Here is a 16,583-nt window from a genome sequence, read left to right as displayed (position 1 = left end):
TTTAATTATGTGCAATGAATTTTAAAGTTTATCCTCCCCTATATCCTTATGAAATTAATAATGAAGCATCTCTTATGTTCTTGAATATTGAGTATATTATTATTGTACATCATTATGGAGATAAGCCGGTCGTGAGGGAGAGTTGGTCGCACGCTGGATTATCGATAAAGTTAAAATGCAGAAACCAATTAAACGTCTATGGATTTCATCTGTTACCGATAAAGCAATTAAAGATGGCTTCGCAAATTTAAAACCAGGAAAAGCATACGACAATCTATACGCTTCTGCTGTCGCACGTTCAGAGGCTGACTGGTATATCGGCCTTAATGCGACTCGGGCATTAACTACTCGCTTTAATGCTCAACTAAATTGTGGTCGTGTGCAAACACCTACTGTAGCCATGATTGCAAGCCGTGAAGATGAAATTAAACATTTCAAAGCTCAAACTTACTATGGTATCGAAGCTCAAACAGCTGAGAGATTAAAACTAACTTGGCAAGACACAAAAGGAAATAGTCGCAGCTTCAATAAAGAAAAAATCGATGCACTTGTGAACAAAATCAGTAAGCAAAATGCTACTGTTGTAGACATTGATAAAAAGCAAAAGAAATCGTTCGCTCCTGGTCTTTACGATTTAACTGAGCTACAACGTGATGCGAATAAAATATTTGGCTATTCTGCGAAAGAAACATTAAACATTATGCAAAAATTATATGAACAGCATAAAGTTTTAACGTACCCTCGTACAGATTCACGTTATATTTCATCTGATATTGTCGGCACACTTCCAGAGCGTCTGAAAGCGTGCGGAGTTGGAGAATACCGTCCTTTAGCACATAAAGTATTGCAGAAACCTGTAAAATCTAATAAATCATTTGTTGATGATAGCAAAGTAAGCGATCATCACGCAATTATTCCAACAGAGAGCTATGTAAACTTCTCAGCTTTCACAGATAAAGAACGTAAAATTTATGACTTAGTTGTAAAACGTTTCTTAGCTGTTTTATTCCCGGCCTTTGAATATGAACAACTAACATTGCGCACGAAAATTGGTGACGAAACGTTCATCGCACGTGGAAAAACGATTTTACATGCTGGTTGGAAAGAGGTTTATGAAAATCGATTTGAAGATGATGATGCAATCGATGATGTAAAAGAACAAATCTTACCTCGCATCGAAAAAGGCGATACATTAAACATAAAACTAATTGTCCAAACATCAGGTCAAACAAAAGCACCTGCACGCTTTAATGAAGCAACTTTACTTTCAGCGATGGAAAACCCAACAAAATACATGGATACGCAAAACAAACAACTTGCTGACACGTTAAAGTCAACTGGTGGATTAGGTACTGTAGCTACACGAGCTGATATTATCGACAAGTTATTCAATTCGTTCTTACTTGAAAAACGTGGTAAAGATATTCATATTACTTCAAAAGGCCGTCAGTTACTTGATTTAGTGCCAGAAGAGCTAAAATCTCCTACACTAACTGGTGAATGGGAACAAAAGTTAGAAGCTATCGCTAAAGGAAAATTAAAGAAAGAAGTATTCATTTCTGAAATGAAGAACTATACGAAAGAAATTGTTGCTGAAATTAAATCGAGTGATAAAAAATATAAACATGAGAACATTTCAACGAAGTCTTGTCCAGACTGTGGTAAACCAATGTTAGAAGTAAACGGTAAAAAAGGTAAAATGCTTGTATGCCAAGATCGCGAATGTGGTCACCGTAAAAATGTATCCCGCACTACAAATGCACGCTGTCCTCAGTGTAAAAAGAAACTAGAACTTCGTGGTGAAGGAGCAGGCCAAATTTTCGCATGTAAATGTGGCTATCGTGAGAAACTTTCTACATTCCAAGAGAGACGTAAAAAAGAATCCGGCAGCAAAGCTGATAAACGCGACGTTCAAAAATATATGAAACAGCAGAACAAAGAAGAAGAACCATTAAACAATCCATTCGCAGAAGCATTAAAGAAATTAAAATTTGATTAAACAAAAAGGTTCCTACCACTATCGGTAGGAACCTTTTATTTTTAATGAATAATTTTACTTCCTTTTGCGTTCTCAACAAACTTTTCACTCGATTTGTTAATTGGTGTTTTCAGTAATAACGCAGCAATAATCATAACTACTACGAAAACACTTAACACAAGTAAATCTCTTATTACTATATCCCAAAGCATTCCACCTACTGTTTCACGAATTGCACTAATTGCATATGTGAATGGTAAGAACGGATAAATCGCTTGGAAGAATGGTGGTGTCATTTGAATTGGGAACGTACCACCCGATCCTGCTACTTGTAGTACAAGTAAAATAATCGCCATCGATTTCCCAACGTTTCCGAAAATAGAAACGAGTGAGTATACGATACAAACAAAGACTCCACCGATAAATAAACTAAATAACACAAACCAGAACTTATCGACTACGTACGTACCGAGTAAGAATATATCTCCCATTGATACGATAAACGCTTGTGAAAGACCTATCGTTAAGAATGTTAATAAACGTCCGAAGTAAACTTCATGGCTCTTATAATTCGCGCCCTCTTCATGTACTTCTACCGTTAATAATGAAACCATTAATAATGCGCCTACCCATAATGCAAGCACTGTATAGAATGGTGACATTGCTGAACCGTAGTTCGGCATTGCAAATAATTTATTCTCTTTTAAATTTACTGGATTCGCGAAGTAATCACTTTGCTTTTCAACATCATTCTTTAATAAGCGTATGATGTCTTTTATATCCTCTTCTGATTCAAAATCACGAATTTTATCTGCTAATTCTTTAATCTTTTTCTCAGTAGCTGGCATTTCAGCTTTAATATCTGCAATTTTCTTTTGACCATCTACTAAGCCTTTTGATGAATCTTCAAGTAATTTTTTCACATCTGGAAGCTTCTTATCTGCCTCGCCTAAAATTTGAGATGTATTTTTAGACATCTCTTTTGTACGAGCAATTGCTGCGTTAAAGTTTGGAACGATTTCTGAATCATATTTAGCTAAGATGTCACCAATTTGGCCCGAAACATTTTTAGACACTTGATTAATACTTTCAATAACATCTGCTGCTGGTTTTTGACCTTTATTAATAGCGTCAATTCCTTTATCAGTTAAATCGATTCCTTTTTGAAAACCATCTTTTATTTTATTTAACTTAGCAATTGTGCCATTAAGATTTTTATCACTATTCACATCGCCCAAAACTTTATTTGTACTTTCCATAACCGGAATCATATCATTAACTAAATTCCATCCTGCTTTGAACTGTCCATTTACATCATTTAAGGCTACTTTTGTAGAATCTAATCCATTAACACCTTTGTTACTTAAGTCTTCTCTTGCTTTTTCAAGCTCCGTTTTTAATCTGCTGTAATCATTTACAGCCTTATCATATTTTTCTCTACCATTGTCTAATGCTTCATTTGTTTGGTTTACTAAATCATTTGCTGCTTTTATATCTTGATTTAAATTCCCTCTTAACTGCTGAGCGTCTTCTTTTACATTTTCAGCTGTGTTTTTCAATTGCTCAGCTGTGCTTACTGCTTTTTCGAAATCTGCTACAAACGTAGCATTATAATCTGCTTCTGCTTGGTTTACCAAGTTATTTATTGCATCTAACTTTTTATTAGTAGCGTCTCTTACATCTTGTTTCACTTCTTGCCCTGTACCAATAATATTGGCAATATCTTTAACGCCACCATTTGCATTTTCAATAGCTGATTTAAGGTTTGTTAATTTTTCTATTCTCTTTTGGAAGAATTCTTTTCCAAAATCAGTTGATGCAGACTCTTTAAATTTAGTAAAGACATCAATTACATATGAAACACTATCTGCTCGACCTTGCAGCGTCTCAGAAACCTTATTAAGATCTTGTTTCGCTTTTTCCGGATCAAGATTACCATTTTGCAACCCGTTTATAACACCTTGTGCATAAGTTGTTCCGACACGTATCGAACTAAAAACATTATTTACAGTTTGATCAATATTTTTAGCAATATTTTTATACCCCTCACCATTCACTTGCGGTAACGCTGGAATTTCTGGTATTTGTGGTACGTGCGGAATAGTTATATTAGGCAACACTGGGAATTTAGCCGGATCTGGAAGTGTCAGATTAGAATCAAATGATGGATTTTTTAAGAAATCCGTAATTGCTGCCGCACTATCTAAACCTTGTTGCATTACAATTAAGTTATTCTTAATAGTCCCTGGAGCACGTTTCAATGTTTCATCATTTCTCGCAAAGAATTTATCTAAATTCCCTAACGCTTCTTGCCCATCATTCATAACATTTTCTACAACTGGCAACTCTTTTTGCGCTACTTTTACAACATCTTCTGCTCGAGTCGCATCATCTAATGCCTTATCCACAAGTGTATTCATTTCTGGGAATTGTGCTTCTAACTTAAAGACAAGATCCTTGACCTTCTCAATACTCGGTAAGTTAGTTTCTAAATCGATTCCAAGGTCATTGAAGATTTTAAAAATCTCACCGTTTGCTGTTTTAACAAAGTTTTTACTAACCTCTTCTGTAAGACCCGATGCACCTTTAGCTGTAATCTTCGGTGCAATGGCATTCACCTTTTCATTTACATAGTAATCAATTTCCGGTTTCTGTGGATTTTCATTCAAGACCGTTGCAATCTTTTCAGAAAAATCTTTTGGAATAGTAATACTTGCGGAATAATCTCCACGCTCTACTCCATAAATTGCTTGCTTTTCATCAACAAACTTCCACCCGAAATTTTTGTCCTTCTTAAGTGAATCTACAATTTCTTCCCCGATGTTAATATCTTTCCCTCTTAAATTTGATCCAACATCTTGGTTAGAAACTGCAATCTGGATTCCCTTCGTATTTCCGTAAGGATCCCAAGAAGCTTTAATGTTAAACCAAGCATATAACGATGGTAAAATCATTAACCCTAAAACAATAACAATTGCAGCCCAATGTTTGGCTACATTCCGTAAATCTGTCTTATAAATACGCCAAATTTGTTTCATAAAAGTTATCACCTAATTATATATTTTTCCTTCTTTAGAAAATGATACATGCATTTTGCAATTATATCACTTTCTACATCGTGGATTAAACGAAAACATACTATTTTTCCCATTAAATATTTCACTTACTTCATTATATAACGAAGTGAAAAAAGTATGCATACAAAATGACCAAATTAGTTTTACATTCAATAATAACAAATATATAGGAAATGTCATAAAAAATACAAGTATTTTCTCTTGGAAATACTTGTATTCCTAAAAAAATCCTCACAGCTTTTTATAATCTGTGAGGATTTCTTCTATTATATGTCTAATTGCATCTCTACACCGAAATGATCTGAAATTACATTTCGGTTTGTGCCATTAAAAATAACTTTTGAAGAATGAACTGTTTTACTTTGGTTACACAATATTAAATCGATTCGCAAATTATGTTTATTTTCATCCCAACCAGCAATTTCACCTCGGACAGTTGTTCCTTCATCCTTCTCTATCGCTAGTTCATATGTGTCATATAAACCTTTTTGCATCATATACTCATAACCCTCTCCTTCCAAACGAGCATTGTTATTAAAATCACCCATTAAGAAGGAAAGTTCATTACTATTTACACGCTCCATTAAACGATCAACTTGGTCCTTGAATGATTCTTCTTCATCATTCCACCAGCCAAGATGGCAAGAATAAAACGTTATATTCTTATCATTATAAGCAATTGTTGCACTTACAATTTTGCGTGTTTTCCAATACGTTGTATCCTTATTTTCTGAGATAAAGAACGTATCTTCCTTTACAATGTTGTGCTTTGTTATAATTGCTAATCCTTCCTCGTACACATCATATCCAATATGAGAGAAATCCCAAATAATATTGTATGCTTTTACATTTAATGCTCTTAACTCTTCTAGCAGTAAAAGTCCAAAATTATCTTTTTTCTTGTTACCGCATACATTTTCAGCTTGTATAGACTGACTTACTTCTTGCAATGCGATCACATCATAATCTTCTTCTTGAATTACTTTAGCAAGATACTTTATTTTTTCAATTTGATTCTCTTCTTGCCAAGAGTGACAATTTAAAGTTAGCAATTTCATATTATTACGCACCTAACATATCTTGAATGTCTGACTTTAATACGTCAGCTTTCGGGCCATATACTGCTTGTACACCTTTATCTTTTACGATAAGTCCTAAAGCACCATTTTGTTTCCATTGTGCTTCTGGTGCAACAACATCTAAATCTTTTACTGTTACACGTAAACGTGTCATACAAGCATCCACGTCAGCAATATTTTCTTTTCCACCTAATAAATCGATAACTTTTGTTGCTAATGAACCATCTTGTACATTTCCTGTTCCTTCTGATGCCTCATCTTCATTATCAATATAGTTACCCGCACGACCTGGTGTTGGTAAATTGAACTTTTTAATTAAGAAGTTGAATAATGTAAAGTTAAGACCGAAGAACACTAATGAAACGATAACGAAATTGATTAAATCTCTTGTTAAACCTGCGTTAACCATCATTGGTGTACGAGTAATTAACTCAATAAATCCGAATGCGTGAACACGTAAGTTAATTAAATCTGCTAATGCGAATGCAAGCCCTGTTGTAATTGCATATACAACATATAATACTGGAGCAATAAACATGAACATGAATTCGATTGGCTCTGTTACACCTGTTAAGAATACTGCTAATGCTGCTGATAAGAACATTGGTTTATACTTTGCACGTTTTTCTTTATCAACATTACGGAACATCGCAAACGCAATCCCCATTAACGCTGCTGTTGAGCCGATAACTTGTCCAGCTTTGAAACGAGCTGGTACAACGTTATTTAATAAATCGTTATATGCTTTCGTATCTCCATTTGCTAGTAAATTATTTAAGTCTGTAATCCATGCAAGCCATAATGGATCTTGTCCTGCTACAATTTGTCCAACTTTTGAGCCAGTCAACATCGTATATGTTCCGCCTAGCTCTGTGTAGTTCATCGGAATCGTTAACATATGATGTAATCCAAATGGTAATAATAAACGCTCTAACGTTCCATATACGAACGGTGCAACAACTGGCGCACTATCTTTAGATGCTGCAATCCAGCGACCGAATTCATTTAATCCACTTTGGATGAACGGCCATAAAAGTGATAATACAATTGCAGTGACTGTAGACCAAACAATTACAACGAATGGTACGAATCGTTTTCCATTAAAGAATGCTAATGCCTGTGGCAGTTTATTATAGTTATAATATTTGTTATATAGAGTAGCTCCTAAGAAACCTGTGATAATCCCTACGAAAACTCCCATGTTTAATGCTGGCGCACCAAGTACAGAAGTAAAGTAATCTTTTACAACTAAATCTCCTGCTAATACTGAAGAAACTGTCGCTTTTGAATCCGCTAACATTTCAGCGTTTACGCCAAATATAGCTCCTGTAATTCTGTTTGTTAAGACGAATGCTAACAGTGCTGCAAATGCACCACCTGCGCGATCCTTCGCCCAAGATCCCCCAATTGCTACTGCGAATAAGATGTGTAGATTTGTAATGATTGCCCAACCGATGTCTTCCATTACGCGAGCGATTGTATGAACTGCGTTAATATCCCCAGCAGACATCCCAATTAACTTACCGATAGAAATCATTAAACCAGCTGCTGGCATTACAGCTACAACAACTAATAATGCTTTCCCGAACTTTTGCCAAAAATCAAAAGACGTAATTTTCATCTGTTCTTCCTCCCCTTTATTTATAACAAAATAATGATTTAAATTATAATTTCTGTTTCTCTTATGAAAACGATTCCTTATGTTACTTTTTTCTCTTTACGCAACCGTTTTCATAAATCTATTTTAATAAAAGCGTTTTCACTTTGCAATAGAAATTTATTTTTTTTCATAAAAAAAGATGCTCTAAGAGCATCCTTTTTTATTATGAAATGCGATAAACCCTTGTTTCATAAGGTTTTAACGTGATTGAAGTTACTTGTTCATTTTCCGCAACTTCATAGTTATTTAAAAGCAAACGTTTGCGTTCTAGTGCAAATGAACCCTCATTATACACAGCTTCCTCTTTTGAGATATTACTAATTACAATGACTTTTTCATCCTGTAACGTACGTGTATACGCATAAATTTGTGGATCGTCCTCTAAAAGTAAATCGTACGTACCATAATTCAATACATCGTGCTCTTTTTTCAAGGCGATCATTTTCTTATAGAAATTGAAAATAGACTTTTCGTCATTTTTTTGCTTTTCAACATTAATTTCTTTGTAATTTGGATTCATGCCAAACCAAGGTGCACTTGTTGTGAAACCAGCATTCATCTCATCGTTCCACTGCATAGGTGTACGTGAATTATCACGGCAAGAAGCCCATATAATTTCCATCATATCTTGATGTGATACGCCTTCTGCAATTTTCTCTCGATATAAATTTTTAATTGCTACATCATCGTAATCTTCAATATTTGGTAACTGAACATTTGTCATACCAATTTCTTGTCCTTGATAAATAAACGGTGTACCATGCATAAAGAAATACATCGCTCCTAGAGCTGTTGCACTTTCACGCCAATATTGTTTATCATCTCCCCACGTTGAAACGATACGTGGCTTATCGTGATTCTCGATGTATAAAGCGTTCCATCCTTTATTTTCTAATCCTTTTTGCCATTTCGTTAATACTTTTTTCAATCCTATAACATCAAGGTCTTTCTTCTTTTCTGCATCCCATAAGCTTAAATGTTCAAACTGGAATACCATATTGAATTTACCTTGTTCTTCTCCAACCCAAAGCTCAGCATCTTCAATCTTAACGCCATTTGCTTCACCAACAGTCATAATATCGTACTTAGAGAATGTGTTTTCTTTTAACTCTTCTAATAAAGGTTGAATACCGTCCACATTCATATGTTTATCAAAAGATGGTACATATTTTAATTCTTTTGGATTTGGCATATCCTTGAGGCCATCTTCTTTTTTAATATGGCTAATTGCATCAACACGGAAACCATCAATCCCTTTATCAAGCCACCAATTAACTGTATCGTATAACACTTCACGAACTTCTTTATTCTCCCAGTTTAAATCTGGTTGTTTACGTGAGAATAAATGTAAATAATATTGTTCTGTTACTTCATCATACTCCCATGCCGAACCATTAAAAATACTTTCCCAGTTGTTTGGTTCCGCACCATCTTTACCATCATGCCAAATGTACCAATCACGCTTCGGATTGTCTTTAGATGAACGAGATTCAATAAACCATGGATGTTCATCACTCGTATGATTAATAACTAAATCAATAATAAGCTTCATGTCACGCTTATGAACTTCATCTAGTAAAGCATCAAAATCTGCCATTGTACCAAACTCATCCATAATATCTTGATAATCACTAATATCATAACCATTATCATCATTAGGCGACTTATACATTGGACAAATCCAAATTACATCTATACCTAAATCTTTTAAATAATCCAGCTTTGCAATAATACCTTGTAAATCTCCAATACCATCACCATTTGAATCCATAAAGCTTCGTGGATAAATTTGATAAGCAACTGCTTCTTTCCACCATGTCTTATTCATACTAATTCTCTCCTTTTGCATCCCATCGGAATTTTATGCAAACGTTTTCGTAACACTATCATAACAAAATATGAATAGTTTGCAACTGTTTTCATTGAACTCTATGTAGATTCCTTATTCTTATGCTTTATTTATTTCTCGCCAAGGCAAATCTCATTCTTCTCCTCTCCTTGTCCACGCGTATTACAGACCTTTTTCATATATTAATAAAAAGCCTGAATTATTTTAGGAAGGAGCTATAAATTGAAACATACAAAATTAACCGGTCGTGTCGTCGTACCTTCAGATCCTGACTATGACGTGGCCCGAATGAATTTAAATTTAAGTATTCCAAAACTCCCTTGTATTATTGTTTTTTGCCAAAATAAAAATGATGTGTGTAACGCATTAAAATGGGCTCGTGAACGTCATATACCATTTCGCTTAAGAAGCGGACGTCATAGCTATGAAAATTTTTCTCTTTTAAATAAAGGACTTATTATTGATGTGAGTGAAATGCATCGCATTACTGTTAATACAGATAAATTAACAGCAACAATTGAAGCTGGTGCAAATCTTGGCACTGTTTATAAAGAGCTTTGGAATTATGGTGTTACAATACCGGCTGGTACAAGTGCAAGTGTTGGAATCGTTGGATTAACACTTGGCGGTGGTATCGGTATGCTTTCACGCTTATTTGGATTAACATGTGATCAATTAGTAGAAGTTGAAATGGTACAAGCGTGCGGTAAATTTGGCGCAAAAATCATTCGTGCAAACGAACAAAAAAACCCTAACTTGTTTTGGGCGTGCCGCGGTGGTGGTGGTGGAAACTTCGGAATTGTTACTTCTTTAACTTTTCGAGTACATCCTATAAAAAATGTATCAATCTTCTCAATTACATGGGAATGGGAAGATTTTATCGCTGCATTTCAAGCTTGGCAAAATTGGGCGCCTTATATAGACGAACGTCTCACTTCATCAATTGAATTATTCGCAAAGCAACGAAATAAAATTGAAGCACAAGGTGAGTTTGTTGGCTCTCCCTCTGAACTCCATTCCTTATTATCTCCTCTTCTTGAAACTGGTACCCCCTCTCTCTTCATAGATGAAGTTCCTTATATAAAGGCTGTTGAATTTTTTAACAGTGGTAACATCCCTGAAAACTTCAAGCGCTCCGGTTCCTACGTATATAAACCTATTTCCCTTAAAGGAATTCAAATCATGCAACATTTTCTTTCTCATGCTCCAAATAAAGATGCGAGTATTTGGCACCAATCGCTTGTAGGTGCTGTTGAAAATATCCCCCCTACTGAAACAGCTTATTTCCATCGTAAAGCAATTATTGCGCAAGAATACATTACCTCTTGGAAATGCGATGATGAAGAAAATCGCAATATACACTGGGTTAAAGATTTACGAGAAAGCTTAGATCCTTATACACTAGGTGACTATGTCAATTGGCCCGATATCGACATTAAAAATTGGCAAACTAGTTATTATGGCCCTAACTTTCAAAGATTACGTAAAGTGAAGACAACATATGACCCTTGTAATGTTTTTCGCTTTCAACAAAGTATCCCACCCTTTCATACGTAAAAAAGGGGATAAAATAAAAAATCATCCAATATGCCGTTACCTCACAGTATGTTGGATGATTCAAGTTGATTTTCTATATCTTTTCAAATTATTGCTCCTACTCATAAACTTTCAATTACGGATTAATTGTGTTTCTCATCATTTTTATGCAATGAATGTAATTTAATATTTGGTACTTTATCTTTTTCAATACCGCTATTATAAGCAACAGGAATTTGAAATTCGAATTGTTTTGTCTCATGTTTTTGTAAATAGACTGGTTTCGGTACTGGATAACCTTTTGAATTCTCGTTTGCATTATCATATAAAACAACTTTTAATGCCTGTGAATGATTACGATAATTTTTTAAAGTCACAATGCATTTTTGTTCGATACCCTCTCCATTTTTCTCCATTCTACACTGGCTATCTTCTTTTTTATATTCTATCGCCTCTACTCCTGTTTTTCCTGCGTAGTACCATGTTTTATTCAATGTATGGAGGATGTTATTTAAAATAAACGGCATCATTAAAATCAAAATACTAATGCCTACTACCTTTACCTTATTCATTGTTCTAAATGTACTAGATTTCTTTTTCACTAGCCATTTTACAAATAATATAAATGCGATTATATGTAGTACGAAAGAAACAATTAATATATTTGAAACTTTATAACCCATATAAATATATGTATATACCGGAACCTTATAGAAATTGAATAGTTTTTCCCCAATTAATTCATTATCGTTTGGAATTTTTAATAATAACAAAACCCCTATACTGTAACAAATAGCTACTAATCGATCATACTCAATTCGAACCATTCCTTCTCTCCTTCCCTTTGCTTTTTTATTATCGATTTTAGCTATTATTACCATAATATACAATCATTTTATAGAGGATAACGTAAAAAAGTTCCTTATAAATATATAAAGAACCTTATTAATATGCAATATGAATTAGAAAATCAATATGCAATTTTCACATAGAGATCTCCTCAAAATATGTTGGATTATGTATTGTAATTTTTTTATCCAGAATTGTAACAATACTATCGTTTTTTAATTGTTTTAATACGCCGCTAACCGTCTCTCGGGACGTCCCAGATATTTTTGATATTTCAATTGTTGTAAGTGGGCATGAAATTACAATCGTTTCGCCACTCTGTTCTCCTAAATCTTGCATTAAATAATTTAATGTTTGAATGACTCGATCTTGTGCATTAGGAATTGTAATATTTTGCACTCGATTTTCGTTTAGTTTTAATATTGATGATAATTGCTGAACAACGTACATTAATTGCGTCCTACTAGATTTCACCATATCTTCGAAAATTACTGTCGGAATATAATATACCTCTACATCTGTCATCGCTTCTGCCGTATAGTTATATCCTCTGTCTGTAAACATACCACCATAAGGAAAAATAGAATACCGCTTTACATAGTCATCATATAATAAATTTCCACTTTGATTTACCCGCTCTAACTTTACAAAACCATCTAACATGAAGTAAATTCTTTCTCTTGAATCCCCTTCTAAAAATAAAAATTGACCCTTTTTATAAGTTCGCCAATAGACAAACTCCGCCAAACCTTTCAATTTCTTTTCTGTTAAATGAGCAAATAATTCAAATTGTTTTAAGTCTTTAACTACGTTCCGTCTATTCATAAAATTCCCTCTCTCTTGCTGTATGTTGGAGCGAAAAATCAAGAAAGCGTATTCAAATTAAATTTTATCATAATTAACTTATATATTAAGATTTCATCATGAAAACTTTATGAACAATGAGTACAAAAAATATTAATAAATAAAAAGAATGAAGTTACTAACTTCATTCTTTTTTTACTAATAAATAGCGCACACAATTATTTAAACATACATGCATACATTCTGTTTAGAAATAATAGTACCAGCTTTTTCTTCTAGTGCTTCATATACTTTTTCTAAAGACGTAATAATTGTTTTTCTTTTTGGATTTGTATTAACAAAATTAATAGCAGCTTCAATTTTTGGAAGCATACTTCCCGCAGCAAATTGTTTTTCCTCAATGTATTCTTCTAATTGATTCACTGTGACATGCTCTAATTTCTTTTGATTCAGTTGATTATAATCTACATACACATGATCAACTGCAGTTAAAATTACGAGCGTATCAGCATCTACTAATTCAGCTAATTTCTGCGCAGCAAAATCTTTATCGATAACCGCTTCAGTTCCTTTTAACCCTTCTTCGGAATCAATTACTGGAATTCCACCACCACCAACAGCTATCACTATATTTCCATCCTCAACTAAAGAATTAATTACTTTATGCTCATGAATACTTACAGGCTTCGGTGATGGAACAACACGTCTCCACCCTCTGCCAGCATCCTCTTTAAACACTGCTTTTGTTTCTTCCATTAATCTTCTTGCTTCTTCTTCCGTATAAAAAGGACCAATTGGTTTAGTTGGATTTTTAAATGCCTCATCTTTTTCATCCACGACAACGCGTGTTATAACCGTTGCTACGTCTTTTTTTATATTCCGTTTTTTCAGTGCCTTTTCAATCGCATTTTCCATCCAATATCCAATCATCCCTTGGCTCATTGCACCACAAGTATCTAATGGCATTGCAGGTGTCTTTTCCGTTTCTGCAGCTTTTTGCTGTAATAAAATATTCCCCACTTGCGGGCCATTTCCGTGCGCAATTACTATATCTACATCATTTTCCATTATTTTCACAAGTTGTTCCGCTGTTTTTTCTAATGCTTCTTGCTGTGCCCCTGCAGTAGCTTTTCCAGACTGTATCGCATTTCCCCCTAGTGCAACTACAATTTTTCTTCGTGCCATATTTCAGCCCTCCAGTTAATTTCGCTTTCACAGCGCTTTATAAAGTAATACTGCCTGTAATTAATCCATAAATCGCAAAGAATGCTAAAGCACCAATTGCTACCGATGATGCTAATTCCACTCGAGTAAATATTTGCTTCGAACTCTTTTGCTTTTGAACATTGTAAAAAATAAAAATACCTGGCGCATATAAAGTCATTGTTAATAATAAATACTCTAAACCAGCTGCATAAACTAACCACACACCATAAATACTTGCTATCAAACCAATTATTATATTTTTATTTCGATCCACTTCTTCAGACTTTAAGCTATGCTTCAGTTGATAAAATGCTGAAAAAGCATATGGGATTAAAATAGCTGAAGATGCTAAAGAGAATGCAAAGTTATACGCCTGATCGGAAACGACGAATGTTAATAAGAACATTTGAATTAAGCCATTTGTTATCCATAATGAATTTATTGGGGCCTTATTTTTATTTTCTTTTGCAAACCATTTTGGAAACACTCCGTCTTTAGCTGCCAAATATGGAATTTCAGATGCGAGTAAAGTCCAGCCTAACCAAGCACCTAATACAGAGATGACTAAACCTAAATTAATAAAGATAGCCCCCCATTTTCCAACAACACTTTCAAATAAATAAGCCATAGACGGATTTTTCAAATTAGCAATATCTGCTTGCTGCATAAGTCCAAGAGACAGTAATGTAATTAAAATGTAAATGATGAGTGTACCAATTAAGCCAATAACCGTTGCTTTCCCTACATCACTTCTATTTTTTGCTCGACTAGATAAAACAACAGCCCCTTCTACCCCAATAAACACCCATAAAGTTACAAGCATTGTACTTTTAACTTGGCTGCCAACCGCTCCCCATGAAAAAGAACCAGTTTGCCCCCAAAATCCATCTAGAAACGTATCAATATGAAACGCGAAGATTCCTATAACAATAAATACAAATACAGGTACTAATTTTGCGATTGTAGTTACTAAATTCACAAGTGCTGCTGATTGAACTCCACGTAAAATTAACATGTGAACACACCATAATAATACGCTTGCACCAATAATGGATGCTACATTTTGACCGCCTTCAAAGATTGGGAAGAAATACCCTAATGAAGAAAACAATAATGTACCGTAAGCTACATTACCAAGCCAGGCAGATAGCCAATATCCCCACGCACTATTAAACCCCATAAAATTACCAAATCCTGCTTTTGCATAGCTAAAAATACCGCCATCTAAATCTGGCCGTTTTACAGTTAGATTTTGAAAAGATAATCCAAGCGCGATCATCCCAATTCCTGTTATAACCCAACCAATAATAATGGCTCCAGCACCAGCACCTTTTGCCATATCACTTGCTAAATTAAATGCTCCACCGCCAATCATAGACCCCACTACAAGCGCCGTTAATGTAAACAACCCTAATTTCTTATCTTCATCCATTCCACTCACCTCTCTTTAATTGCAATAACAATACGAAAGCCATAGTGAATGATAGTGTCTAAAGGAGGAGAAAGAAGAAAGGAAGACTCCCTTTCTTCTTTACTCCATGTTTCCTAAAGTAGCTGCCATAACCGCTTTAATTGTATGCATTCTATTTTCAGCCTGATCAAATACTTTTGAATGTTTACTGCGGAATACTTCGTCAGTTACCTCCATTTCCCTCAACCCATATTTCTCATAAACTTCCTCACCATACATCGTTTCAACATCATGGAATGCGGGTAAACAATGTAAGAAAATCACATTTTCATTTCCTGTTTCTTTAATCATTTTCATATTTACTTGATAAGGTTTCAATAACTCGACACGTTCAGCAAATTTTTCTTCCTCACCCATAGACACCCATACATCTGTATAAATTACATCTGCATTCGCAACAGCTTCTTCCACATTACTTGTTATCATTACCTGTTCATTATATTTTTTTGCTAAATCAATTACTTCTTGCTCTGGCCATAAAGATTCAGGTGTACAAATACGTACATCCATTCCAACGATCGCTCCACCAACTAGTAAGCTATTAGCAACATTATTTCGTCCATCTCCAACGTAAACGAGCTTCACATTTTTTAATTTCCCTACATGTTCTCTAATTGTTAATAAATCTGCCAGTGTTTGTGTTGGATGCCACATATCTGTTAATCCATTCCAAACCGGCACACCAGAATTTTGTGCTAAAGATTCTACAGTTTCATGATTAAATCCACGAAACTCAATTCCGTCAAACATGCGTCCTAACACTTTTGCTGTATCCTCTACGGATTCTTTTTTCCCAAGCTGAATATCACCTTTCCCTAAATATTCAGGGTTCGCCCCCAAATCTGTACATGCTACTGTAAATGCACATCGCGTACGAGTAGAGGTTTTTTCAAATAATAGCGCTACATTTTTACCTTCTAAATAATGATGTGGGACACCGTTTTTCTTTTTCTCTTTTAATTCTGCTGCTAAATCTAGAAAATATAATAATTCTTCTTGTGTAAAATCTTTTTCAGCTAGAAAACTTCTTCCTTTTAAATTTGGTCTAGTCATTAACATACTTCATCCCTACTT

The 16,583-nt window shown here is 34.5% G+C and carries 10 protein-coding genes and 1 pseudogene; 2 read left to right on the top strand and 9 right to left on the bottom strand.

Annotated elements, in window-relative coordinates; genetic code table 11:
* Window positions 1-124 precede the first annotated feature (124 nt).
* Window positions 125-1,999, top strand: a pseudogene (locus Q3V31_RS23855) (DNA topoisomerase III); the annotation flags it as partial.
* Window positions 2,000-2,040: 41 nt separating this feature from the next.
* Here Q3V31_RS23855 and Q3V31_RS23850 read toward each other — a convergent pair.
* The 4 genes from Q3V31_RS23850 to Q3V31_RS23835 all read right to left on the bottom strand — a co-directional run bounded on the left by Q3V31_RS23850 (window position 2,041) and on the right by Q3V31_RS23835 (window position 9,622).
* Window positions 2,041-5,016 (bottom strand): YhgE/Pip domain-containing protein, encoded by a 2,976-nt coding sequence (locus tag Q3V31_RS23850; protein WP_329767370.1) that lies wholly within the window; start codon window positions 5,014-5,016, stop codon window positions 2,041-2,043.
* Window positions 5,017-5,321: 305 nt separating this feature from the next.
* Window positions 5,322-6,113 carry an endonuclease/exonuclease/phosphatase family protein gene (locus tag Q3V31_RS23845; protein WP_329767369.1) on the bottom strand — a complete coding sequence of 264 codons (792 nt, stop codon included), beginning with the start codon at window positions 6,111-6,113 and terminating at the stop codon, window positions 5,322-5,324.
* A gap of 4 nt (window positions 6,114-6,117) precedes the next feature.
* Window positions 6,118-7,755: a PTS transporter subunit IIBC gene (locus Q3V31_RS23840; RefSeq protein ID WP_000705548.1), complete on the bottom strand. Its 1,638-nt coding sequence runs from the start codon at window positions 7,753-7,755 to the stop codon at window positions 6,118-6,120.
* Window positions 7,756-7,957: 202 nt separating this feature from the next.
* A complete protein-coding gene (locus Q3V31_RS23835; RefSeq protein ID WP_016128271.1) occupies window positions 7,958-9,622 on the bottom strand; it encodes a glycoside hydrolase family 13 protein in 1,665 nt (554 codons plus the stop codon).
* 243 nt (window positions 9,623-9,865) lie between these two features.
* Between Q3V31_RS23835 and Q3V31_RS23830 the strand changes: the two genes are divergently transcribed.
* Window positions 9,866-11,200 (top strand): FAD-binding oxidoreductase, encoded by a 1,335-nt coding sequence (locus Q3V31_RS23830; protein WP_090814095.1) that lies wholly within the window; start codon window positions 9,866-9,868, stop codon window positions 11,198-11,200.
* Between the two features lie 122 nt (window positions 11,201-11,322).
* On the opposite strand, the gene Q3V31_RS23825 is transcribed toward Q3V31_RS23830, so the two are convergent.
* The 5 genes from Q3V31_RS23825 to argF all read right to left on the bottom strand — a co-directional run bounded on the left by Q3V31_RS23825 (window position 11,323) and on the right by argF (window position 16,568).
* Complete coding sequence (locus Q3V31_RS23825; RefSeq protein ID WP_000251623.1) at window positions 11,323-12,006, bottom strand: hypothetical protein; 684 nt, start codon at window positions 12,004-12,006, stop codon at window positions 11,323-11,325.
* Between the two features lie 157 nt (window positions 12,007-12,163).
* Complete coding sequence (locus Q3V31_RS23820; protein ID WP_001081901.1) at window positions 12,164-12,853, bottom strand: Crp/Fnr family transcriptional regulator; 690 nt, start codon at window positions 12,851-12,853, stop codon at window positions 12,164-12,166.
* 201 nt (window positions 12,854-13,054) lie between these two features.
* Window positions 13,055-14,017, bottom strand: coding sequence for a carbamate kinase (arcC, locus tag Q3V31_RS23815; protein ID WP_000113955.1), 963 nt, complete (start codon window positions 14,015-14,017; stop codon window positions 13,055-13,057).
* Between the two features lie 37 nt (window positions 14,018-14,054).
* Window positions 14,055-15,470 (bottom strand): arginine-ornithine antiporter, encoded by a 1,416-nt coding sequence (gene arcD, locus Q3V31_RS23810; RefSeq protein WP_000343045.1) that lies wholly within the window; start codon window positions 15,468-15,470, stop codon window positions 14,055-14,057.
* Window positions 15,471-15,569: 99 nt separating this feature from the next.
* Entirely contained in the window at window positions 15,570-16,568 is a 999-nt protein-coding gene (argF, locus tag Q3V31_RS23805; RefSeq protein ID WP_000930304.1) for an ornithine carbamoyltransferase, read from the bottom strand.
* Window positions 16,569-16,583: the final 15 nt, after the last annotated feature.

Origin of the sequence: Bacillus nitratireducens (assembly GCF_036320425.1) — a bacterium.
Lineage (GTDB): Bacteria > Bacillota > Bacilli > Bacillales > Bacillaceae_G > Bacillus_A > Bacillus_A nitratireducens.
The sequence above is the reverse complement of the archived record's forward strand: the minus strand, read 5'-3'. Positions and strand labels throughout refer to the sequence as shown.

What these genes read in the sequence shown, in the direction of transcription:
- arcD (WP_000343045.1), bottom strand. Translation starts at nt 15,470, where the DNA reads ATGGATGAAGATAAGAAATTAGGGTTGTTTACATTAACGGCGCTTGTA.
- Q3V31_RS23840 (WP_000705548.1), bottom strand. Translation starts at nt 7,755, where the DNA reads ATGAAAATTACGTCTTTTGATTTTTGGCAAAAGTTCGGGAAAGCATTA.
- arcC (WP_000113955.1), bottom strand. Translation starts at nt 14,017, where the DNA reads ATGGCACGAAGAAAAATTGTAGTTGCACTAGGGGGAAATGCGATACAG.
- argF (WP_000930304.1), bottom strand. Translation starts at nt 16,568, where the DNA reads ATGTTAATGACTAGACCAAATTTAAAAGGAAGAAGTTTTCTAGCTGAA.
- Q3V31_RS23850 (WP_329767370.1), bottom strand. Translation starts at nt 5,016, where the DNA reads ATGAAACAAATTTGGCGTATTTATAAGACAGATTTACGGAATGTAGCC.
- Q3V31_RS23825 (WP_000251623.1), bottom strand. Translation starts at nt 12,006, where the DNA reads ATGGTTCGAATTGAGTATGATCGATTAGTAGCTATTTGTTACAGTATA.
- Q3V31_RS23820 (WP_001081901.1), bottom strand. Translation starts at nt 12,853, where the DNA reads ATGAATAGACGGAACGTAGTTAAAGACTTAAAACAATTTGAATTATTT.
- Q3V31_RS23835 (WP_016128271.1), bottom strand. Translation starts at nt 9,622, where the DNA reads ATGAATAAGACATGGTGGAAAGAAGCAGTTGCTTATCAAATTTATCCA.
- Q3V31_RS23845 (WP_329767369.1), bottom strand. Translation starts at nt 6,113, where the DNA reads ATGAAATTGCTAACTTTAAATTGTCACTCTTGGCAAGAAGAGAATCAA.